The organism is Corynebacterium curieae, from assembly GCF_027570035.1.
Lineage (GTDB): Bacteria > Actinomycetota > Actinomycetes > Mycobacteriales > Mycobacteriaceae > Corynebacterium > Corynebacterium curieae.
Window position 1 is genome coordinate 1 of the sequence record NZ_JAKMUU010000007.1, and the last position, 20,927, is coordinate 20,927.

Consider the following 20,927-nt stretch of genomic DNA (forward strand, 5'->3'; position numbering starts at 1 on the left):
GGGTGGCGGATAAAGTTCGCTCACCGCACCTTTAAATGGGACTCTGAGGCACCAGGTAAAGCATCTGTGCACTGTGTCATTGTTGGGTTCACTCGTGATCGCGGCGCGAAACAGCGCCTGTGGGACTATCCTGATGTAAAAGGGGAGGCTGTAGAGCAGCAGATTGAGCAGGGTATTAACGCTTACCTAATTGATGGACCTCATCTTCTCGTTAGACGGAGAAGCACCCCAATCTCTCCGGAGTTGCCGACTGCACACTTCGGTACGATGTCGTTAGGAAAATTCTTGCTCGTCGAGGTCGACGAGTATGACGAGGTTGCCGCTGATCCGATCGCCGCAAAGTATCTGCGCCCTTTTCGTATGGGCAAAGAGTTGGTTCGTGGTCTTGATCGCTGGTGTCTTTGGATGGCAGACGAAGATTTTGATGTAACAGATATTGCTAAGTCACCGGTGCTGAAGCAACGCATTATGGCTTGCAAAGAATTTCGTGAGAACTCATCAATGGGCGGTGACGCATACAAGTACCGGGATACTCCTCATTTGATGAGACCGAATTCGCATCGTCCTCTGGTGCCATATGTAGGTATTCCTCGTGTCGTTTCTGAAAACAGGAAGTACTATACGGTTGCACATTTAGATCCGAAAGTAATTGCTGGTGACAAAGTTTATACAGCTGTCGACCCAGATGGATTATTGTTCGCTCTTATTTCTTCTTCAATGTTCATTACATGGCAACGCGCCGTCGGCGGAAGGCTTAAATCTGATCTTAATTTCGCTAACACCTTGACGTGGAATACTTTCCCCGTCCCAGAATTGGATGAAAAGACGCGGCAGCGAATTATTAAGGCGGGCAAGAAGGTGCTCGACGCCCGTGCACTCCACCCAGAGCGCTCACTAGCCGAGCACTACAATCCGCTTGCCATGGCACCTGAACTCATCAAGGCCCACGACGCACTAGACCGAGAAGTCGACAAAGCGTTTGGCGCGCCTCGCAAGCTCACTACGGAGCGTCAGCGCCAAGAGCTGTTGTTTGCCAACTACGAAAAGCTCATCTCACACCAGCCCTAAACCACCGGATATGGCTTGCCATATGGAAAGCCATATATTTCGCCCTGTGCTCTAACATAGGGCCGCCTGCTTGGACTAACGAGTTAGTGTTTGTGCTGGTGGGTATCTATCTTCTCTAACAGAACAAAACCTGGGCCCTTCAGTTCAGCTTCTTTGGCGTCCATAAACTTAATTACTGAAGGCAGCGGTCGAGTGCTTTTAAGTACGCACTAGTCTTAATGGCCGAAGCCCGAATACATCTTCACAATCCCAAGGAGAACTCATGACGCACCGCGCGGAGGAAGGCCTCGAAACGGCTACGGCATCGGCATCGTCGGGTGCTGCTCCCGTGCCGCAGGCGGGCAACCAGGAGGCCCGTCGTGCGGACCTGAGGCGGTGGAAGGCGATTGCGCTGTCGTTCCTGATTGGTGCGGCGGTGATCTTTTTGGGGTGTTCGTGGTGGCAGGCGTCGGAAAGCGGGGCTCCCGTCTGGGTGGGCTACGTGCGTGCAGCGGCGGAGGCCGGCATGGTGGGTGGCTTGGCGGACTGGTTTGCGGTGACCGCGCTATTTCGTCGGCCGATGGGGCTGCCCATCCCGCATACGGCGCTGATTCCGAATAATAAGGACCGCGTGGGCGATGCCTTAAGTGACTTCGTGGAGGAGAACTTCCTGACCGCGGATGCGCTTAGCGCCAAGGTGCGGGAGGCGGAACTTCCGCTGTGGCTGGCGCGCCAGGGCGTGGAGCCCGGCAAGGCGGAGGAGGTCTCCGCGTGGATTGGCGAGCGTGCCGCCAGCGTGGTGTCGGATTTGGACCCCGAAGAAGCAGAGCAATTCATCCGCACCCAAGTCATGGACCGCCTGGCCGAGCCAGAATGGGGCCCGCCGCTGGGCAGGCTCTTGGAGGGCTATATTGCAGACGGCAAGGCTCGTCCGCTGGAAGACGACCTCATCGAGTGGGCACACGGCAAGATTCTGAGCATGGAGTCCACCGTGGTCACCGCCATCGACGAGCGCATGCCGGGGTGGGCGCCGCGCTTTGCCCGCGAGATGGTGGGGGAGAAGGTCTATACCGAGCTCGTGGAATTTGCTGATGAGGTGCGCCGCAATGGCAACCATGAGGCTCGCCTGGCCATTCGCCGCAACCTGTCCAAGCTGGCTTCGGACCTGCAGTGGGACGAGGATATGCGCGGGCGCATCGAGGGCATTAAGCAAGAGATGCTCGCCTCCGATCAAGCGCAGCAGGCGCCGGCAGCCATGTGGCGTACGGTGTCCACCACGCTCATTGACCAGCTCAATGATCCGGAGTCCTTCCTGCGCCAGAAGATTACGGCCAAGGTAAAGGAGCTGGCGCACCGCCTGCTCGAGGACTCCGAATTCCTGGCCCAAGCCAATGCGCTGGTGGACAAGGCCGCGCGCTACGCGGTGGAGAAATTCGCCCCAGAAATCATCGCTATTATCCCGGAGACCATCAAGCGCTGGGATGCGGAGGAAGCCTCCCAAAATATCGAGCTCATGGTGGGCAAGGACCTGCAGTTTATTCGTCTGAACGGCACCGTCGTCGGTTCCCTGGCAGGATTGGTGATATTCGCGATCAATCACCTGATCTTTGGTGCTTAGGCAAAAGGAGTAATGAGCAATGAGTGATAATAAGAAGATTTTTGATTCTTTGAAGGACGCCGGCAGCGCTGCTTTCGACGTAGCCAAGGACTTTGGCGGCCGCCTGCAAGAAGAGCGTGCCCAGCACGCTCATGGCGCGCAGGCAGAAAGCCCCTATGGAGGCACTGGCAAGGACGGCCTAGTAGATAAGGCCACCAACACCGCAAAGGAGATTGGCGCTTCCTTGAAGAAGGCCGCGGACGGCACCCGCGAGTCCGCATCTTTCGCTGACGCCAAGGGCAAGTTCTCCACCGCCTATAACGAGACCCGCGAGGGCGTGATGGACGCCTACAATTCCGCCCAGGCCCGCCGTGCGGAAAAGAAGAACGCGCCGCGTCCTAGCCAGGATTCGGCTCCTTCACAGGGCGATAATATTATCGATGGCGAAGTTATCGAGACCGACGACCCGAAGAATTAAACTACATGAATTTTCTTTATTTTCTTGCTTTGAATTTAGACAGGTACGTCTTCCAGATCCTCACCCTGACAGCCATCGTCGGTGCGGTGCTTGCCGCCGCCACGCGCGAGGATGCCTTCCGCGCCGGCGACCGCCAAGGTAAGTGGGTGTGGGTAGGCCTGCTGGCTGGTTCGGCAGTAGCGATGGCCACCGGCATGCAGTTTCTTTCCTGGATCGGCGCGGTCATTACCGGCGTGTACTGGTTTGATGTGCGCCCGCAGCTCAAGGCCATCATCAACGGTGATTACAGCTACTAATGCTTAATCTGCTTGCTGCTTCGGCCGCGACGGTCAAGGACCGCGCCGCCGATAACACGGTCTTGGTCTCCCCGCACCATGCTTCCCTCGCCGCGGAGGCCGGCGCGGCCGAGGTCATTTCCGTCGCCGGTTATCCGACCGGCCGCCACCACACGCTCATCAAGGCCTCTGAGGCGCGCTTGGCCATCCAATCGGGCGCCAGCGAGGTGTGGGTCAGCCTCGATGAGACCGTAGCGGATGCCAATGCCGTGCTCTCCGAGCTCATTGCCATCCGCGAGGCTTGCCCCGATCCGGCTCGCTTGGGCCTCATCGTGCCGGGGGCTGTGGGCGCAGATGTGGCCGATGATGCCGATACCGCCGATGCTGCGGTTACAGCTGCACAGCAGGCCGGTTATCAGCGCCTCATTGTGCGCAGCTCTGCGGCCGTGGACAACGAAGAATCCGGTGCCGGGGAAGAGGACATGAAAAAAGGACCGGCGTTGGCCGCTGCCAAGCTTCCGGTCCTTAAGTTTCCCGCCGCTGCTGTTTAGGCTGCTTTCTTCTGCGCGTCCTGTTGCGGCGCGCCATTATTAGTGCCGCCGCCGTTGTTGTCGTTGGCGCCACCGCCGCCAGCCAGCTTGTCCATATCGTTCATCGGGACGTCGGTGCCGGTGATGGTGAGCTTGAGTTCGCCATCGAGCACCTCCACGGAATCGACGTTCATGTCAGAGCCCACGAACTGATCCGACATGCCGTTTTGCAGGGCGGAGGAGATGGCTTCGGTGGCCTGGTCCGGCAGCTCGAGGCCGAAAATAGAGGCCTCGGTGGCGCGGATATCGAGCTTTCCATCGTGGGCGGTGGGCTCCAGCGAAAGGTTGGCTAGGCCGCCGGCGAACTTCACGTCTAGCACGTGGTCCTGCTCGTTGGCGGTGATCTCCGTGACCACCATATTGCCCACTTTGTCGCTGCCGGCCTGCTCGGAAATGCCCTTCTGGAAGGACGCCAGCAGGTAGTCATCCGGCACTGTGGTAGAAGCGCGCAGCTTGCCGGCCACCGGATTCTCCTGGTCGGTGCTCATGTCTTCCACGTGGATCTCGGAGGCGGGCTGGCCCTTGATCTCGGTGCCATCGATTTGCAGGGTGGACGGCGTGGTCATGTCCATTTGAGAAATGGAGCCGCTAAATAGGCCCAACAGCAGTGGGCTGCCGCCGAAGCTGACGGAGGGGTCTTCTTTGACCTGGATACCTTCTTCTTCGGCGGCCTGGTTAAATTGCGAGGTCATCTGGTGACCAATGAACCAGCGCAGGCCGAACTCGGCCAACAGGATGAGCACGAGCAGTGCTACGAGGATGCCAATGATGATTTTCCAGGCGAGTGAACCCGCCGATTTCTTCGAAGCCATGCGTACCAGTGTGGCGCATGAGACGGCGTGGGGCAAAGTCTGCGGGAGTTCTCAGCCACATTGCTAGACACTTCACAGCTGCGCCGCGCCGTTGGGGCGGTTTGGCTGATTTAGCTCCGCGGCGCGATGGACTCCCAGTCCACGGTCAGTACATTATCGCGCAGGCGCCGGCGGGCGGGGTGGATGTCAAAGGGGGCGTCGGCAAGCAAGGCCCTTGCCATGCGCCAGCGCACGCGCGGGCCGTAGGGCGCCCACCCGGCGGCGTGATCCCAGGCCTCGTCGGCAGCCTTGAGGAGCTCGTGGATGGGTTCGCCGGGCACGTTGCGGTGAATGAGGATTTTGGGCAGGCGCTCGGCAATATCAGAGGGGCGCGCCACATCGAAGGGATCCCACGCCAGGGTTAGCGTCCGCGGACCGTGGGCATCCAGGAGCAACCAGGCCGCGCGCCGGCCGAGCTCATCGCAAGTGCCCTCCACAAAGAAGCCGCCCGGGGCAAGCCGGGAGCACACCGTTCGCCAGGCTTCTTCCACTTGGTCCACATCGTATTGGCGCAGCACATTAAACGCGCGCACCAGCTGCGGCCGGTAGCCGGCCAGCTCAAAGCCGCCGAGCTCGAAGTGCACGCCATCGCGCGGCGGCAGCACCCGGTCCGGGTGGATTTCCAGGCCGCGCACGTCTACCTGCGGATTCGCTCGGCGCAGCCACCCCGCCCACTCCACGGTGGTAGCGTGCGAAGCCCCGTAGCCCACGTCAAGCGCCAGCGGCTTGTCCACGTGCCGCAGCAGCGCGGAAATCTCTGGGTGCGCGAGCATCCACCTATCGCAGCGGCGCAGCCGGTTATGGTTGGTGGTGCCGCGGGTAATAACGCCAAAAGGCCGACCCGCAGCTGCGCTGGCGCGCAGATTATGTGCGTGGTCGGCCATAGATTTGGGTTCTGTAGAACTTAGGCGTTCTCAGAAATCCACTGCTCGGTGAGCTTGCCTTCGTTATCGAAGAGCTCAGCCAGAGACTCGCCCACCTTCGGCTCGATGGCGGCGCCCATCATCGGGATATTGACGGAAATCTCGTTGACGTAGGACAGCTTGGTCATCTCGCCCTCGCCAGCCAGGGAGATATCGCCCTTGAAGTCCACCGGGGTGCCCTTAACATCCGCGGTGTAGTTAACATCAGCGGCTTCGCCGTTGAGCTCACCAACGGTGACCACGCGCTTGACCTTCAGGTCCTGGGAAACCATGGCGCGCACTGCCTCCGGCAGCAGGGTGGTAGGAAGAACCTCGAAGAGGGTAGCTACGTTATCGCTGAAGTCGTGCACCTGGCCCGGCTCGGGGGAGAGGTTGGCCACGATGAACTCCCAGTATTCCTTGGTGAGCAGCGCCTGGTGGACCTTTTCGATGGGCTGATTAATCGTTACGGTGTTTTCACTACGGGTTGACATGCCTAACAGACTACCTTGGTAGGCGTGCTTGATAAATCATTGATGCAACAGCTCACAGCGATCGACGGCGTGGAACTGGACCCCGCCGCCACCTTTGCGGATCTGACTACGCTGCGTGTGGGCGGAAAACCGCAAGCCGCGCTGCGCTGCTCGCAGCCCGAAGCCGCCGTGGACGTCATCCGTGCACTAGATCGGGCCGGGGTGAAGTTCATAGTCGTCGGCGGCGGCTCCAACCTCTTGGTGGCCGATGGTGCCGTGGACCTCGTCGCTGTCATCCTTGACTTTGATGAGGTCTCCATGGATACCGAAACCGGCGTGGTGCGCGCGCAGGCCGGCGCTGTGTGGGATGACGTGGTGGCTCGCTCTGTGCAGCTTGGTCTAGGGGGCATCGAGTGCCTGTCCGGCATCCCCGGCACCGTGGGTGCGGTCCCCGTGCAGAATGTGGGCGCCTATGGCGCGGAAATCTCCGAGGTCCTCATCCGCGTGCGCCTTTACAACCGCCGCACCGATAGCGATGAGTGGGTCCCCGCCTCCGATCTGGAGCTGGCGTATCGCTATTCCAACCTGAAGTTCACCGGCCGCGCCGTGGTCCTTGAGGTGGAGCTCCAGCTCGATACCGAGGGCCTTTCCCGCCCGCTGCGCTTTGGCCAGCTCACCCAGAATCCGGGCGAGCGCCGCCCCGTGGCCGAGGTCCGCGAGCAGGTCCTCAGCCTGCGCCGCGGCAAGGGCATGGTGCTCGACCCCACCGATCATGACACCTGGTCCGCCGGTTCCTTCTTTACCAACCCGGTGGTGGACTCCGCACTTGCCGACGCCGTCCAAGCCAAAGTCCGTGCCTCGCTTGGCGACGCCACCGCGGACTCCATGCCCCGCCACCCCGCCTCCCCATCCGATACCGATCGGGAGAAGCTCTCCGCCGCCTGGCTCATTGACCGCGCCGGGTTTGCCAAGGGCTACCCGGGCTCCGGCCGGGCCACGCTCTCGACGAAGCACACGCTGGCGCTGACCAACCGCGGCGAGGCCACGGCCGCCGATATCGTGGACCTTGCCCGCACCATCCGCGACGGCGTTCGTGAGGCCTTCGGCGTCGAGCTCGTGCCCGAGCCCGTGTGGATCGGCCTCGCCCTCGACGAGTAGCGCGCGACCGCGCCTTCGCCTAGGCCTAAAACCCACAAAGCAGCCACGATAACGCCCCAAACCGCATGGTTTTCGGGGCTATCGTGGCTGCTTTTCAGTTCGGTGCCTCTCGCGCCGGCGACTGCGTTCGCTTAGGCCGCCATGACCTGGAGCCACTCATCCTTAGCGCCGAGGAACTCGCGGGCCGCTTCCTGCGCGCCCTCCAAGCTGTGGTGCGCACCCCAGCCGCACTGTTCTTCGTTGGCCGCAGGTACCTCGGTAGCGGTGAGAATATCGTTGAGCGCGCCTTCCACCGCGCGCAGCAGCTCGTCTTGCTCCATGCCGTTAGTAATGGCATAGAAGCCGGTGCGGCAGCCCATCGGGGCGAAACCGATGAGCTTATCGGTGTAATTGCGCATGAAGTTTGCCATCATGTGCTCCACCGAGTGCAGCGCCTTGGTATCCAGGTGATCCTGGTTGGGCTGGCAGAAGCGCAGATCGTATTTAATGATTTCGACGCCGCCGCCCAAGTCCGTGCGGTCGGCCACGCGGATATACGGGGCGCTAACTAGGCGGTGGTCGAGTTCAAAGGACTTAACGTTGAGCTTCTTTTCATTCTGGTCAGTCATGCCTCTCCAGTGTAATCACAGCTGAGTGTCACTTCCTGAAATAGATTCTTTACCGCATACGCTGGGATAATATGAGCACACTGGACGATTCCGCCGAGGTTTCTGGCGCCGCGAACACCGCGGACGCCGCGGGCGCCGAGCTTGCCGGCGTCCAGCCTGCGGGCAATCTACCTTCCGGCCAGCAGCCAACCGGCGAGCAGCCCAGCGGTAAGCAGCCGAGCGCCGCGGCGACTCCGGTGGGAGCGTTCGTCTATGAGGGCGCGGATAAAATCGTGCCGAGCTCTGCGCCCACCGTGGTCAGGATTGAAGGCCACACCGATAATGTGGATCCCCTGGCCCGCGGCAATCGACTGCGCAAGGAAAGTTGGGGGCTGGTTATCCGCCGCGTGTGGGCGGACTTCTTCCACGATGCCCTGTTGGATCGCGCCGCCACGATGACGTATTTCACGCTCATGGCCTTTGCCCCAACGGTGCTCGCGGCCTATTCGATTGCTACGCTCATCTTCTCCTCCCGGCAGGCCGAGGTACATAAGCTAACCTCGCAGTTTATTGCAGATTATGTGCCGGGCTCCATGACGGAGCAGGCCGAAAAATTGGTCGGCTCCATTATCGGTTCCACGGCCCAAGGCACCTTTGCGCTGGTGGTATCCGTGCTGGTTTCGCTCTTTGCGGCCTCGGCCTACGTGCGGGCCTTCTCGCGCACCGCTAATATCGTTTACGGGCGAGTAGAAGGTCGCGGGATTATCCGTACCTGGGCGCTGATGTGGGGGCTGACCATCGTCTTAGTTATCGGCGCGGTCATTGTGCTTTTTGCCAACTTGCTGCGCGATACCATCGTGAGCGGCGTCGTCGAACCGCTGGCCGGCAAGCTGGAGATGCAAGGTACCGCGGACTTTTTGGGTGGAATCTTCATGCCGGTGTGGAATTGGCTGCGCTTCCCGCTCACGGTGGTGGTAGTGCTGACGTTGATCGCCGTCTTGTACCACTTTTCGCCGAATGTGCGGCCGGCGCGCTTTCGGTGGATAACCCTAGGCTCCGTGGTGGCGCTCGGCACCAACGTCGTGGTGTGGGGAGCATTCGCGTTGTATACCCAGCGCTTTGCCGGTGCCAGCGTGTACGGCGCCTTCAGCCTCATCATGGCCGTATTCATGGCCGTGTGGCTATCTAATACGATGCTCATTTTAGGCATCAAGCTCGATGCGGAAATCCTGCGCGCCAAAGAGCTGCAACTAGGCCTGCACGCCGCGCGGCATATCCAGGCCCCGCCGCGTTCCGACGCCGCCGCCAAAGCCCAAGCCCGTGCCCAGCGCGATTTAGAGGAGCGCTCCGAGCGCATCTATGAAATGGCGGTGCGCCGGCAAGAGCGCGCTGAGGGCTAGTCCTGGCCGAGCAGGGCGAGGAGATCGCGCTGGACATCGCGGCGGCGCAGCTTGCCTAGTTGATCACCGGCGAGCTCATCCATAGCAAAGAAGCGCTGCGGGACCTTATAGCGCGCCAGCAGGCCGCGGCAGTGTGCGCGCAAGGCGGGCTCGTCGAGCTGCGCACCAGGTGCAAGGACCATGCAAGCAGCGACGTCCTCAGAACCATCGGAGCGAGGAACGCCCACGACCGCGGCCTGGGCGATATCGGGATGGGAGGTTAAAGCCTCCTCAACCTCGCCGGGATAGACATTGAAGCCGCCGGTGATGATGATTTCCTTGATGCGGCCCACCAGCCGGATATGGCCATCGGGCTCGCGCACGCCCATGTCCCCGGTGCGGAACCAGCCGTCGTGGAAGGCGGCGGCGTTGGCGGGGGCGTCGGCAAGATAGCCGCTAAAGACCTGCGGTCCGCGGGCGAGGATCTCGCCGGCCTCGCCATCCGGCTGGGTGCGGCCGAGGTCCTGAGGATTGCCGATGCGCAGCTGCGTATCCGGCAACGGCAGGCCGATGGTGCCGGCGCGCCGGGTGTCATCGAGGGGATTGATGGTCAGCACGGGAGAGGTTTCCGTAAGTCCATAGCCTTCCACCAGCATGCCGCCGGTGCGCGCTTCCCAGGGATCGATGATGCGCGAGGGCAGCGACGCCGCGCCCGAGATGGAATAGCGCACCCCGCCAAGATCCGTGGGGGCGGATGAGCCAGCGGCGGCGGGCGCGGCCGCCATGGCCCGCTCGTAGATGGTCGGCACGCCCGGCATCCAGGTGGGGCGGCGCGCGACAAGGGCCGCGGTCACCGTGTCGGTATGTGGGGCGGCAAGCAGGATGATCTCGGCCGCGCAGCGCACCGCGAGCAGTACGCTCATCGTCAGGCCATAGGAATGGAACATAGGCAGCGCGGCCAGGAAGCGCTCGTGGCCGGCGCGCAGCGGGGCTTGGGTTTCTAGCTGCAGGCAGTTCGCCGCGAGGTTGCCGTGGGTTAGGACCACGCCCTTGGGGCGGGCGGTGGTGCCGGAGGTGTAGAGGATAAGGGCGGCGTCGGCAAGCGCGGCGGGGTGCGCCTCCACCGGGGTGCTGTTAAGGGGAAGCGGTGCGCTAAGGGAGACGGAGATGGTGGTCTCTACGTGCGCGGAGATGGTGGGGGCAATGTCCTCCCAGGCAATCGCCACGCGGGCGCCATGGTGGGCGAGCAGCGGGGTGAGCTCGTGCGCGGTATAGCGCGGATTGTGCTCCACCACCACCGCGCCCAGGCGCAGGATGGCAAAGAACGCCACCACATGCTGCGGGCAATTAGGCAGCAGAATCGCCACGCGGTCGCCGGGGCGCACGCCCATCTCGCGCAGGGCCCCAGCCGCGGCCGCCACTTGGGCATCGAGCTCGCCATAGGTCAGCGTCTGGCCGGCGAAGTAGGTGGCGGGGCGCTGCGGAAACCTCGCGACGGCGGCCGTGAGGAAATCCGTCAAGGTAGCGTCGTAGTGAATATCTGCCATAGCCGCTAAGTTTAGGCCTTTGCCTCCAGCAGCTCGAGCAGGTCCTTGCGCACCTGGTGGCGGCGGATCTTGCCCAGGTGATCGCGCGCCAGATCCTCAAAGTGGTAGAAGGTGCGCGGAACCTTATAGCGGGTGAGGCGCTCGCGGCAGAATTCCTTCAAGCCCTCGGGATCGAGCACGGCACCATCGCGCAGGGTGACGCAGCCGACGACGTCTTCCGAGCCGTCCTGGCGCAGGCGGCCCACGGCGGCGACGTCCACCACGTCGGGGTGCTGGGCAATCGCCTCTTCCACCTCGGCGGGGTAGACGTTGAAGCCGCCGGTGATGATGATTTCTTTGATGCGGCTGACTAGGCGGACCCAGCCGTCTTCTTCCATGACTGCCATGTCTCCGGTGCGGAACCAGCCGTTATGGAAGGACTCCTCTGTTGCTTCTTGGTTGCCAAAATAGCCCTGGAAAATTTGCGGACCGCGCGCGAGCATCTCGCCCGGTTCGCCGTCAGGCTGGGTTTCATCCAGATTCTTCGGGTTGGCAATGCGTACCTCGGCATCTGGGAATGGGAGCCCCACATAGCCAGGGCGATTCTTTCCGTTCATGGGGTTGCCAATTAACACGGGGGAGCACTCGGTCATACCAAAGCCTTCTACGAGTCGTCCGCCGGTCATGGACTCCCACCGTTCCACGATTTCTACGGGCAGTGTAGCGGCACCGGAAAAAGCGTTGCGGATGCCGCTTAAGTCGACGTCCTTGTCTTCGGCTGCGTCCATGATCTTCTGATAGAGGGTGGGAACGCCCGGTAGCCACGTAGGCGTGTGCTTTTTTACGATGTCCAGGATGAGCGGCATTTGTGGGGAAGGAAGCAAGATAAGCTCGGCGCCCATGTACACGCTAAAAATGCACAGTGTGGTCATGCCGTAGGCGTGAAACATCGGTAATGCGGCGAGGAAGCGCTCTTTGTGCTTCCCCATTTCTGGAACCCAAGCTTGGCCTTGGATGCAATTAGCAATGAGATTGCCGTGCGAGAGCATTCCGCCTTTGGGTTTTCCGGTGGTGCCGGAGGTGTAAAGGATGAGCGCGACGTCATCCTGGCTGATGCGTGGCATTTCTAGGGCGTTGCCGTCGCCGCCAATAGCTGAGCCGATCAGGGTAGACCACGCTACTGTGTTTGGTGCATGCTCGGTGAGCTGCTCTCGTTTAGCAGCCAGCGGTGGGATAGGCAGGCGGAGCGCGAGGCGCTTGAGTGGTGGCATGGCATCGACCATGTTGACGGATACGATGGTTTCTAGCGGGGTGGTCGAGCGCAGCTTTTCCAGCGTGGACGCGGTTTTATCCCAAGAGATTGCTACGCGGGCACCATGATCTCGGAAAAGGCCTTCCAATTCGTGGGCGGTATAAAGCGGGTTGTGCTCGACCACGGTGGCACCAAGTAGCTGCACCGCATAGAAGGCCGCGACGTGTTGGGGGCAGTTGGGCAGGACGATGGCCACCTTGTCGCCCGGGCGAATACCAAAAGCCTTGAGCCCGGCCGCGGCGGCGCGCACTTGGGCGTCGAGCTCCGTGTAGGTCTGCGTGCGGCCGAAGAAATAGGTGGCGGGTTTATTGGCGTTGACCCGCAGGTTATCGCGGTAGTAGTCGACGATGGTTTTATTACCGTAGTCCAGCGTGTGTGGGGTCCATTCGCTGTAGTGATCGAGCCAAGCTCGGGAGGTAGAAGCGGACACGGAGAAACCTTTCGTTTGGGTAAATAATTAGTTTTAAAAAATCAGTATAGAGAAAACGTGAAGAAGCCCTCTAGTTTTCTTCCAGTGTCAGCAAAAAACGTTTGGCAGCTAGCCCACCCGCGTAGCCGCCGAGCCCGCCATCGCTGCGCAGCACACGATGGCACGGTCGCACGATAAGCAGGGGATTGGCGCCGCACGCACTGCCTACGGCCCGCGTCGCGCCGGGCCGGCCGAGCTTCTTGGCGACGTCGCGGTAGGTGATGGTCTCCCCATAGCCAATCTCCGCTAGCTGTGCGTGCACCGCGGCGCGGAATGCCGTCGTCTCAGGTGGGTCTAGGGGTAGCTCAAAGGCGCGGCGCCGGCCGGCGAAATACTCCGCGAGCTGCGCCTGGGCGGCATCGAGCACGTCCGCGCTGTGCTTTCCGGCGTCCCCTTCTTCCACACTGCTCACCGCCTCCTCCGGGATCCCAGCTGCAGCGATTTCGATGCGGGAAAGCCCCCGCGGGCTCGCCTGCAGGCGCAGGGGTCCGAGGGGGCTATCTATCAGGCGGAACATGCTAGTTCTTTTCGGCCTCGAGGCGACGGATGAGGTCTGCCTGGACCTCGCGGCGGCGGATCTTGCCCATCTGATCCTTGGCCAGCTCCTCAAAGTGATAGAAGGTGCGCGGGACCTTGTAGCGGGTTAGGCGCTCGCGGCAGTAGTCCTTGAGGCCCTCCGGGTCGAGGGCTGCGCCATCGGCGAGGTCCAAGCACGCTACGACGTCCTCGGAACCATCCTCGCGCGGGCGGCCCACCACGGCGACGTCATCGATGCTTGGGTGCTCGCGCAGGATTTCTTCCACCTCGCCCGGGTACACGTTGAAGCCGCCGGTAATGATGATCTCCTTGATGCGGCTGACCAGGCGGATGAAGCCATCTTCTTCCATGATGCCCATATCGCCGGTGCGGAACCATTCGCCGTGGAAGGCGGCCTCGGTGGCCTCCTCGTTGTTGAGGTAGCCCTTGAAGATCTGCGGGCCGCGGGCCAGCACCTCGCCCTCGGTGCCGTCCGGCTGGGTCTCATCCAGGTTATCCGGGTTGGCGATGCGCACCTGGGTGTCCGGGAAGGGAATGCCCACGTAGCCGGGGCGGCGGTCGGTGCTCATGGGGTTGCCCACGATAATCGGCGAGCACTCGGTGAGGCCGTAGCCTTCCACCAAGAGGCCGCCGGTGTAATTTTCCCACTTCTGCACGGTGTCCGAAGGCAGGGTGGAAGCACCGGAGAATGCCGCGCGCACGCCCTTGATGGGGATTTGCTGCTCGTCGGCGGCTTTGACGATGCGCTCGTAGAGCGTCGGCACGCCCGGAACCCAGGTCGGGGTGTGCTTCTTCATCAACTGCATGATGAGCGATATTTCCGGCTTCGGCAGGATAACCAGCTCGCCGCCGATGAACTGCGCCAAGGTCACATTCATGGTCAGGCCATAAGCGTGGAAGAAGGGGAGGGCTGCCAGCATGCGCTCCGGCTTATCGCCTAGGCCAGGAACCCACGCCTTGCCCTGCATCAGGTTGGAAAAGAGGTTGCCGTGCGAGAGCATGGCGCCCTTTGGCGCGCCGGTGGTGCCAGAGGTGTACATGATAAGCGCGATGGTGTCCTTGTCCACGTCCTCTGGCGTGGTGATATCGCTGCCATCGCCGCCGATGGCGTTGCCCACCAGGGTCTCCCACGGCACGGTATTAGGCGCCGGAGCAGAAAGCTGCTCGCGCTTGGACTTCAGCGGCGGGATGGGCAGGCGAAGGGCCGCGCGCTGCAGGGTCGGCATGGCGTTGATCATGTTGATGGACACGACCGTTTCCAGGTTGGTGGTCGCGCGCAGCTTCTCCAGGGTAGGCGCGGCCTTGTCCCAGGCGATGGCGATGCGCGCGCCGTGGTCCTGGAAAAGACCTTCCAGCTCGTGGGCGGTATACAGCGGGTTGTGCAGTACCACCTGGGCGCCCAGCTTCAAGATGGCATAAAACGCCGCGATGTACTGCGGCGAGTTGGGCGCGACGATGGCTACGCGGTCACCCGGGCGCACACCGAAGGCTTTCAGGCCGGCGGCCGCAGCGCGAACCTGCCGGTCCAGTTCCGCATACGTTTGGGTGCGTCCGAAAAAGTAGGTGGCCGGCTTATCGCCGTTGACCTCAAGATTATTGTCGTAAATGTCCAGCAGCGTGGTCTCGCCATACTCGAGGTGGTGCGGTGTCCATTCCGGGTAATACTGGAGCCAAGCCTGTGATTCGTATGCGGACAAAACTATACCTTTCGGTAGCGTAGGTTTCTGGCAGGGGCCAGTATAGCGCCGCTAGAATAGCGCCGCTAGAATAGAGCGCCATGCGCATCGCCATGATCTCTATGCATACGTCCCCTATCGAGCAGCCTGGCTCGGGGGATGCGGGCGGAATGAACGTCTACGTCCTCAATATCGCCCGCCAACTGGCCCGCCGGGGAATCGAGGTAGACGTCTATACGCGCGCCACCCGGCCGAGCCAGGGCGAAATCATTGCGGTTGAGCCCGGCCTGCGCGTTATCAACATCGTTGCTGGACCTTACGAGGGCCTGGACAAGGAGGACCTGCCCACCCAGCTGGCCGCCTTCGCCGGCGGCATGGTGCAATTTGCCAAATGGCAGGGGAAAAAATATGACCTCATCCACTCCCATTACTGGCTCTCCGGACAGGTGGGATGGCTACTGCGGGATCTCTGGGGCATCCCGCTCATCCACACGGCCCATACCCTGGCCGCGGTGAAAAACGCCTCTCGGACGGCGGATGACACCCTGGAGTCCGAGGCCCGCCGCATCTGCGAACAGCAGCTGGTAGATAATGCGGACCTGTTCGTGGTCAATACCGAGCAAGAAGCCCGCGACTTAGCCGAGCACTACGACGCCGAGTGTGACAACATTCGCGTGGTCTCGCCCGGCGCCGACGTCGAGCTTTTTACCCCCGGCACAGACCGCAATACCGAGCGTTCCCGCCGCGAGCTGGGCATTCCACTGCACACCAAGGTCGTGGCCTTTGTGGGGCGCCTGCAAAAATTCAAGGGGCCAGAGGTCCTCATCCGCGCTACGGCCGAGCTCTTCCGCCGCGAACCGGCCCGCAACCTGCGCGTGGTCATCTGCGGTGGCCCGTCGGGGGCCAATACGGCGCCGGAGGCCTATAGGGAGTTGGCGCGCGAGTTGGGCGTCGATAAGCGCGTGCGCTTTTTGGGTGCCCGCCCGCCAGAGGAACTGGTAGGGGTCTACCGCGCGGCCGATATCGTGGCGGTGCCCAGCTATAACGAGTCCTTCGGCCTAGTGTCGCTAGAGGCCCAAGCCTCTGGCACGCCGGTGGTAGCCGCGGCCGTCGGCGGGCTGCCCATCGCCGTGGCCGACGGGAAGACCGGCCTGCTGGTGCACTCGCACGACCCGGCCGATTGGGCCGATGCCTTGGCCCGCCTGCTTGACGACGACCCCATGCGCATCGCCATGGGCGAAGCCGCCGTGGCCCACGCCGCCCGCTTTAGCTGGGCCAGCTCCGCCGCCGCGCTCGCAGAAATCTATGACGAAGCCAGCAGCATTGAGGTCCCGGACTGCCACCAACGGCGGGCGATTGGGGATTAAACCCTTACGTCCGTGGCCATTTCGTGGCATGCTGGAGGCATGACTAACGGAAAATTGATTCTCCTTCGCCATGGCCAATCAAAGTGGAACGAGTCCAACCAGTTCACTGGCTGGGTCGATGTAGATCTGACCGAAAAGGGTGAGGCAGAAGCCAAGCGCGGCGGTGAGCTGCTCGCGCAGGAAGGCGTTCTGCCAGACGTCCTGTATACCTCTCTTTTGCGTCGCGCTATCCGCACCGCAAATATCGCTCTCAACGCCGCCGACCGCCACTGGATCCCAGTGGTACGCAACTGGCGCCTCAACGAGCGCCACTACGGCGCCCTGCAGGGCCTGAACAAGGCCGAAACCAAGGAAGAATACGGTGAGGAAAAGTTCATGGCATGGCGCCGCTCCTATGACACGCGCCCGCCAGAGCTGGCCGATGACTCCGAGTACTCCCAGGCCAATGACCCGCGCTACGCGGACCTGGACAAGGTTCCGCAGACCGAGTGCCTGAAGGACGTTGTCGCTCGCTTCGTGCCTTACTTCGAGGAGGAAATCCTCCCGCGCGCCAAGAAGGGCGAGACCGTGCTCATCGCCGCTCACGGCAACTCCCTGCGCGCACTGGTCAAGCACCTGGACAATATCTCCGATGATGATATTGCTGGCCTGAATATCCCGACCGGTATCCCGCTGGTATACGAGATCACGGAGGATGGCTCCGTGGTCAATCCGGGCGGCACCTACCTGGATCCGGAAGCCGCTGCGGCCGGTGCTGCCGCCGTTGCTGCGCAGGGCGGCAAGTAACTTTCTGCGCCACAGTCCCCGGGGAGTATTCCCTGGGGACTTTGTGATGGATAGGGTAGACACGTGGAATTGATTCTTTCCTTTGCCGCCGGCGTGGTGGCCTGCGGGCTGGCGCTGCCGGCCATCTCTTGGCTGCGGGGCCGCATTGCCAGCTACCGCCAATCCACCGATGCCGAGGCCAACCAGGTCACGACGGTCAGCCAGGTGCTGCACTTGGCCGTGCAAGGCTCGCCGACGGCCCTGACGGTGCTAGACCGCAACCAAGAAATCGTCATGTCTAACCCGGCCGCGCACGAGATGTCCTTGGTGCATGACCGCGCCGTTAACCCGGAGGTATGGGAGACCGCGCAGCATGTCTTTGACGACAAGGAGACGCGCACCGTCGATATTGCTATCCCTAAGCGCCGCACGGGCCACCGCGTCACGCAGGTCAAGGCGGTAATTAAGCCGCTGACGCTTAATGACGGCCGCTTTGTCATCATTTACGGCACCGATGAGAGCGAAAACGTCCGCATGGAGTCCGCCCGCCGTGACTTTGTGGCCAACGTCTCCCATGAGCTCAAGACCCCCGTAGGCGGCATCGCTTTGCTGGCCGAGGCCCTGCTGCAAGACGCCGGTGACCAAGAAACCGTGGAGTACTTTGGCAATAAGGTCTACAAGGAAGCCAATCGCTTGGCCGATATGGTCAGCGAGCTAATCTCCCTGTCCAAATTGCAGGGTGCCGAGGCCCTGCCGGAAATGGAACCGCTGGCCGTAGACGATCTCGTCGATGAAGCCCTCTCGCGCAACCACCTTGCCGCCGAGGCCCGTTCCATCGAGCTTAACCGCGGCGCCTCCGTCGGCGTGCAGGTCAAAGGCGATAGGTCTCTGCTCGTTACCGCCCTGTCCAACCTGGTATCCAATGCGATTAACTACTCGCCGGAGAAAATGCCGGTATCGGTCTCCCAAAAGGTGGTAGACGGCGGGGTCGTGCTCATCCGCGTCACGGACCGCGGCATCGGCATCGCGCCGGATGACCAGAAGCGCGTTTTTGAACGCTTCTTCCGCGTAGACCAAGCCCGGTCGCGGCAGACCGGAGGCACTGGCCTAGGATTAGCAATTGTTAAACACGTGGTGGCCAACCATGGCGGCAACATCAAACTGTGGTCCCGGCCGGGCACGGGTTCTACATTCACCATTGAGTTGCCCATCTACAGGGAAGAAAAGCCGGCGCAGGAAGCTGGCATGAAGGATAATGAGAATCAGGAAGCCGTCGATGCGGCGGCGCCTGGGCTCCCGCGTGCGGTGGCACGCGTTGCAGCACGTCGAAAGGATAAAGCACAATGACCACCATCCTCATCGTTGAAGATGAAGAGTCGCTGGCAGATCCGCTGGCATTCCTCCTCCGCAAGGAGGGCTTCGAGCCGATTATTGCGCACGATGGCCCTACCGCGTTGGAAAAGTTTGCTGCAAACGACATCGATATTGTCCTTCTTGACCTCATGCTTCCCGGCATGTCCGGCACCGAGGTGTGCAAGCAGCTGCGCTCCACTTCTTCCGTGCCCGTGATCATGGTCACCGCGCGCGATTCCGAGATTGATAAGGTCGTCGGCCTCGAGCTAGGCGCCGATGATTACGTGACCAAGCCTTATTCCTCCCGCGAGCTCATTGCCCGCATCCGTGCGGTGCTACGCCGCGGCCACGATTCCGGCGCCGGGGCCGATGCCGATGCGTCCGAGGAGGTGGCCGAGCAGATTCTGGAGGGCGGCCGCGTCAAGATGGATGTGGAGCGCCATACCGTAACCGTTGCGGATGAGCCGGTATCCATGCCGCTCAAAGAGTTCGACCTCTTGGAGTATCTGCTGCGCAACGCCGGGCGCGTGCTCACCCGCGGCCAGCTCATTGACCGCATTTGGGGCGCCGATTATGTTGGCGATACCAAGACGCTCGACGTCCACGTCAAGCGCCTGCGCTCCAAGATTGAGGAGCAGCCTTCCCGCCCGAAGCACCTCGTTACGGTGCGCGGGCTGGGCTATAAATTCGAGCTTTAGCTTTCCGCCTGCTGGGTTTCTGCCCGCAGGCTGCCGGCCTTTACGCTGGCTGGGTGGCGCGTGAGCTGGACGCCATGTTCGGCCGCCGCCGCGCGGGCCCTGCAGTGCGCGGCCAAAATCTCATAGGACTCGCGGCCCATGAGCGCAACCAGCTCATCTTCATGCGATTGCCACATCGGTAGCGGGTTGGCATGGCAGGCAGAATCGGCCGAGCAATACCAATCAAAATCCTCGCCGCCATTTCCCCAACCGCGGCGGTCATACTCGCCGATCTGGGTGCGCAAAATCTCCTGCCCATCCGGGCGTTCCTCATAATCTTCGTACCGGCGCAGCGGCAGCTGCCAGCACACCTCCGGCTTGACCACCGTGAGCTCCTCGCCGGCGTCAACCGCCCACTGGTGCAACGCGCAGCCCGTGCCCGTAGCCCAGCCGGCGCGGTTGGCAAAAATGCACGCGCCATCCACGATCGGCGTTTTCAACGCCGGTTCCGGTTCGCCGTCCTCGCCATCGAGTTCGTCCCACTCCAGCCAGGGCTCCAACTCGTCCGTAGCGTCCTGCGCGAGGAACTCATCTACCCCCGCTGGGCGCAGCTGCCAATATTTGGCGGGCATGCGCGAGACGGCGTCGTAAAGCTGGTCGCGGTCTTCCTCATCGGCTATATAGGCGCCATGCACGCAGCAACCCACCTCGGGCTGGCGCTTATCGATGCCCCGGCACGCCGACGTCCCAAATTGGCAGCTGTAGTGCGATTCCACCCAAGTCAGGTCGATGGAGAAGACGTGGTGCGGATCGTTTGGGTTGGTAAATTCAAACCACTCCCGCGGGAAATCAGGGGCTTCTTCGCAGCCCGCTCTTATCGACGCCGCCGCGGGCGAGCTCGCGGGAAAACCTAGATATACCGTGTCAGATTCTGGGCGATTCACACCTAACCACGGTAGACCTACTACGCTATTAGTGTGCGATTAGGTGTATTAGACGTCGGAAGCAATACCGTCCACCTCGTTGCGGTCGATGCCGCGACGGGCGGGCGGCCCACTCCGATGAGCGATTGGAAGACCCCGCTCCGGCTGGTTGAGCAGCTGGATAAGAGGGGGAACATCCATGAAAAGGGTGTAAAGAAGCTGGTCAGCGCCGTAAAGGAAGCTAGCGAGCTGGGGGAGAAGCTCGGCTGCGCGGAATTTATCGCCTTCGCTACCTCGGCGGTGCGCTCTGCTCCCAATTCGGAAGCCGTGCTCGATGAAGTAGAAAAGAAAACCGGCGTACGCCTGCAAATCCTTTCCGGTGTGGAAGAAGCCCGGTTGACCTTCCTCTCCGCCCGCCGCTGGTATGGCTGGTCCGCCGGCCGCATCACCAACCTAGACATCGGCGGCGGCTCGCTGGAGCTATCCACCGGTACCGACGAGCACCCTGATCTCGCTTTCTCCCTCGACCTAGGCGCCGGGCGGTTGACTCATAATTGGTTCGACACCGACCCGCCAGAGAAAAAGAAGGTCAGCGCGCTGCGCGATTATATCGATGCGGAGCTAGAAGACGTTGCCCAACAGATGAAGGCGATGGGCCCGGCTGGCCTTGCCGTGGGTACCTCCAAAACCTTCCGCACACTGGCGCGTCTGACGGGTGCCGCACCCTCGTCTGCCGGCCCATATGTCAAGCGCACGCTGACCGCGCCGGGTCTGCGGCAGTTAATTTCATTCATCTCTCGCATGACTGCAGCAGACAGAGCGGACCTAGAGGGTGTAAGTTCTAACCGATCGCACCAAATCGTTGCCGGCGCTCTGGTGGCCGAGGCTTCCATGCGAGCCTTGGAAATCGAGAAGCTGGAAATCTGCCCGTGGGCGCTGCGTGAGGGCGTCATTTTGCGCCGGACCGACAAGGGATTGGAATAGG

The 20,927-nt window shown here is 61.9% G+C and carries 21 protein-coding genes; 12 read left to right on the forward strand and 9 right to left on the reverse strand.

The annotated features are described in order from the left end of the window. The 5 genes from L8V01_RS10050 to L8V01_RS10070 form a co-directional block, all read left to right on the forward strand. A partial coding sequence (locus L8V01_RS10050) for a type IIL restriction-modification enzyme MmeI (RefSeq protein WP_338081045.1) occupies positions 1-1,068 on the forward strand: 1,068 nt, incomplete at its 5' end. A 262-nt stretch (positions 1,069-1,330) separates the two neighbouring features. Next, positions 1,331-2,665, forward strand: coding sequence for a DUF445 domain-containing protein (locus L8V01_RS10055; RefSeq protein WP_269946920.1), 1,335 nt, complete (start codon positions 1,331-1,333; stop codon positions 2,663-2,665). A 19-nt stretch (positions 2,666-2,684) separates the two neighbouring features. Continuing rightward, positions 2,685-3,122: a CGLAU_01105 family protein gene (locus L8V01_RS10060; protein ID WP_269946921.1), complete on the forward strand. Its 438-nt coding sequence runs from the start codon at positions 2,685-2,687 to the stop codon at positions 3,120-3,122. 5 nt (positions 3,123-3,127) lie between these two features. Beyond that, positions 3,128-3,418, forward strand: a complete 291-nt coding sequence (locus tag L8V01_RS10065; RefSeq protein ID WP_269946922.1) for a DUF2516 family protein — start codon at positions 3,128-3,130, stop codon at positions 3,416-3,418. Further along, positions 3,418-3,948: a beta/alpha barrel domain-containing protein gene (locus L8V01_RS10070; RefSeq protein ID WP_269946923.1), complete on the forward strand. Its 531-nt coding sequence runs from the start codon at positions 3,418-3,420 to the stop codon at positions 3,946-3,948. The genes L8V01_RS10065 and L8V01_RS10070 overlap by 1 nt, the downstream gene beginning before the upstream one ends. Here the strand turns inward: L8V01_RS10070 and L8V01_RS10075 are convergent. The 3 genes from L8V01_RS10075 to L8V01_RS10085 all read right to left on the reverse strand — a co-directional run bounded on the left by L8V01_RS10075 (position 3,945) and on the right by L8V01_RS10085 (position 6,234). Continuing rightward, a complete protein-coding gene (locus tag L8V01_RS10075; protein ID WP_269946924.1) occupies positions 3,945-4,799 on the reverse strand; it encodes an LmeA family phospholipid-binding protein in 855 nt (284 codons plus the stop codon). The genes L8V01_RS10070 and L8V01_RS10075 overlap by 4 nt on opposite strands. Before the next feature lie 110 nt (positions 4,800-4,909). Further along, positions 4,910-5,722: a class I SAM-dependent methyltransferase gene (locus L8V01_RS10080; protein ID WP_269946925.1), complete on the reverse strand. Its 813-nt coding sequence runs from the start codon at positions 5,720-5,722 to the stop codon at positions 4,910-4,912. A gap of 20 nt (positions 5,723-5,742) precedes the next feature. After that, positions 5,743-6,234 carry a DUF2505 domain-containing protein gene (locus L8V01_RS10085; RefSeq protein ID WP_269946926.1) on the reverse strand — a complete coding sequence of 164 codons (492 nt, stop codon included), beginning with the start codon at positions 6,232-6,234 and terminating at the stop codon, positions 5,743-5,745. A 24-nt stretch (positions 6,235-6,258) separates the two neighbouring features. On the opposite strand from L8V01_RS10085, the gene L8V01_RS10090 reads away from it, so the two are divergent. Beyond that, a complete protein-coding gene (locus tag L8V01_RS10090; RefSeq protein ID WP_269946927.1) occupies positions 6,259-7,371 on the forward strand; it encodes a UDP-N-acetylmuramate dehydrogenase in 1,113 nt (370 codons plus the stop codon). A gap of 131 nt (positions 7,372-7,502) precedes the next feature. Here L8V01_RS10090 and L8V01_RS10095 read toward each other — a convergent pair whose 3' ends face one another. Continuing rightward, the gene (locus L8V01_RS10095) at positions 7,503-7,979 is read right to left on the reverse strand and encodes an S-ribosylhomocysteine lyase (RefSeq protein WP_269946928.1); all 477 of its coding nucleotides are present in this window, start codon (positions 7,977-7,979) and stop codon (positions 7,503-7,505) included. Positions 7,980-8,050: 71 nt separating this feature from the next. On the opposite strand from L8V01_RS10095, the gene L8V01_RS10100 reads away from it, so the two are divergent. Further along, the gene (locus L8V01_RS10100; RefSeq protein ID WP_269946929.1) at positions 8,051-9,358 is read left to right on the forward strand and encodes a YihY/virulence factor BrkB family protein; all 1,308 of its coding nucleotides are present in this window, start codon (positions 8,051-8,053) and stop codon (positions 9,356-9,358) included. Here the strand turns inward: L8V01_RS10100 and L8V01_RS10105 are convergent. The 4 genes from L8V01_RS10105 to L8V01_RS10120 form a co-directional block, all read right to left on the reverse strand. Continuing rightward, on the reverse strand, positions 9,355-10,884 hold the full coding sequence (locus tag L8V01_RS10105; RefSeq protein WP_269946930.1) for an AMP-binding protein: 1,530 nt from the start codon (positions 10,882-10,884) through the stop codon (positions 9,355-9,357). The genes L8V01_RS10100 and L8V01_RS10105 overlap by 4 nt on opposite strands. A gap of 11 nt (positions 10,885-10,895) precedes the next feature. Further along, positions 10,896-12,605: a long-chain-fatty-acid--CoA ligase gene (locus tag L8V01_RS10110; protein WP_269946931.1), complete on the reverse strand. Its 1,710-nt coding sequence runs from the start codon at positions 12,603-12,605 to the stop codon at positions 10,896-10,898. 70 nt (positions 12,606-12,675) lie between these two features. Beyond that, positions 12,676-13,161 carry a methylated-DNA--[protein]-cysteine S-methyltransferase gene (locus L8V01_RS10115; protein ID WP_269946932.1) on the reverse strand — a complete coding sequence of 162 codons (486 nt, stop codon included), beginning with the start codon at positions 13,159-13,161 and terminating at the stop codon, positions 12,676-12,678. 1 nt (position 13,162) lies between these two features. After that, on the reverse strand, positions 13,163-14,878 hold the full coding sequence (locus L8V01_RS10120; RefSeq protein WP_269946933.1) for a long-chain-fatty-acid--CoA ligase: 1,716 nt from the start codon (positions 14,876-14,878) through the stop codon (positions 13,163-13,165). An 80-nt stretch (positions 14,879-14,958) separates the two neighbouring features. Here L8V01_RS10120 and mshA point away from each other — a divergent pair, with 80 nt between their 5' ends. The 4 genes from mshA to L8V01_RS10140 all read left to right on the forward strand — a co-directional run bounded on the left by mshA (position 14,959) and on the right by L8V01_RS10140 (position 19,040). Continuing rightward, positions 14,959-16,224 carry a D-inositol-3-phosphate glycosyltransferase gene (gene mshA, locus L8V01_RS10125; protein WP_269946934.1) on the forward strand — a complete coding sequence of 422 codons (1,266 nt, stop codon included), beginning with the start codon at positions 14,959-14,961 and terminating at the stop codon, positions 16,222-16,224. 39 nt (positions 16,225-16,263) lie between these two features. Next, positions 16,264-17,010 (forward strand): phosphoglyceromutase, encoded by a 747-nt coding sequence (locus L8V01_RS10130; protein ID WP_269946935.1) that lies wholly within the window; start codon positions 16,264-16,266, stop codon positions 17,008-17,010. Positions 17,011-17,073: 63 nt separating this feature from the next. Then, complete coding sequence (locus L8V01_RS10135; RefSeq protein ID WP_269946936.1) at positions 17,074-18,336, forward strand: sensor histidine kinase; 1,263 nt, start codon at positions 17,074-17,076, stop codon at positions 18,334-18,336. Further along, the gene (locus L8V01_RS10140; protein ID WP_269946937.1) at positions 18,333-19,040 is read left to right on the forward strand and encodes a response regulator transcription factor; all 708 of its coding nucleotides are present in this window, start codon (positions 18,333-18,335) and stop codon (positions 19,038-19,040) included. Before L8V01_RS10135 ends, L8V01_RS10140 begins: the two co-directional genes overlap by 4 nt. Here the strand turns inward: L8V01_RS10140 and L8V01_RS10145 are convergent. Beyond that, positions 19,037-19,963, reverse strand: a complete 927-nt coding sequence (locus tag L8V01_RS10145) for a DUF3109 family protein (protein WP_269946938.1) — start codon at positions 19,961-19,963, stop codon at positions 19,037-19,039. The two genes, L8V01_RS10140 and L8V01_RS10145, sit on opposite strands and share 4 nt — an antisense overlap. Before the next feature lie 33 nt (positions 19,964-19,996). On the opposite strand from L8V01_RS10145, the gene L8V01_RS10150 reads away from it, so the two are divergent. Continuing rightward, positions 19,997-20,926: a Ppx/GppA family phosphatase gene (locus L8V01_RS10150; RefSeq protein ID WP_269946939.1), complete on the forward strand. Its 930-nt coding sequence runs from the start codon at positions 19,997-19,999 to the stop codon at positions 20,924-20,926. The last annotated feature ends 1 nt before the right edge of the window (position 20,927 follow it).

Excerpts from the sequence above, each read along its gene's own strand:
- L8V01_RS10055 (WP_269946920.1), top strand. The coding sequence starts at position 1,331 with ATGACGCACCGCGCGGAGGAAGGCCTCGAAACGGCTACGGCATCGGCA.
- L8V01_RS10060 (WP_269946921.1), top strand. The coding sequence starts at position 2,685 with ATGAGTGATAATAAGAAGATTTTTGATTCTTTGAAGGACGCCGGCAGC.
- L8V01_RS10065 (WP_269946922.1), top strand. The coding sequence starts at position 3,128 with ATGAATTTTCTTTATTTTCTTGCTTTGAATTTAGACAGGTACGTCTTC.
- L8V01_RS10070 (WP_269946923.1), top strand. The coding sequence starts at position 3,418 with ATGCTTAATCTGCTTGCTGCTTCGGCCGCGACGGTCAAGGACCGCGCC.
- L8V01_RS10075 (WP_269946924.1), bottom strand. The coding sequence starts at position 4,799 with ATGGCTTCGAAGAAATCGGCGGGTTCACTCGCCTGGAAAATCATCATT.
- L8V01_RS10080 (WP_269946925.1), bottom strand. The coding sequence starts at position 5,722 with ATGGCCGACCACGCACATAATCTGCGCGCCAGCGCAGCTGCGGGTCGG.
- L8V01_RS10085 (WP_269946926.1), bottom strand. The coding sequence starts at position 6,234 with ATGTCAACCCGTAGTGAAAACACCGTAACGATTAATCAGCCCATCGAA.
- L8V01_RS10095 (WP_269946928.1), bottom strand. The coding sequence starts at position 7,979 with ATGACTGACCAGAATGAAAAGAAGCTCAACGTTAAGTCCTTTGAACTC.
- L8V01_RS10100 (WP_269946929.1), top strand. The coding sequence starts at position 8,051 with ATGAGCACACTGGACGATTCCGCCGAGGTTTCTGGCGCCGCGAACACC.
- L8V01_RS10105 (WP_269946930.1), bottom strand. The coding sequence starts at position 10,884 with ATGGCAGATATTCACTACGACGCTACCTTGACGGATTTCCTCACGGCC.
- L8V01_RS10115 (WP_269946932.1), bottom strand. The coding sequence starts at position 13,161 with ATGTTCCGCCTGATAGATAGCCCCCTCGGACCCCTGCGCCTGCAGGCG.
- mshA (WP_269946934.1), top strand. The coding sequence starts at position 14,959 with ATGCGCATCGCCATGATCTCTATGCATACGTCCCCTATCGAGCAGCCT.
- L8V01_RS10130 (WP_269946935.1), top strand. The coding sequence starts at position 16,264 with ATGACTAACGGAAAATTGATTCTCCTTCGCCATGGCCAATCAAAGTGG.
- L8V01_RS10140 (WP_269946937.1), top strand. The coding sequence starts at position 18,333 with ATGACCACCATCCTCATCGTTGAAGATGAAGAGTCGCTGGCAGATCCG.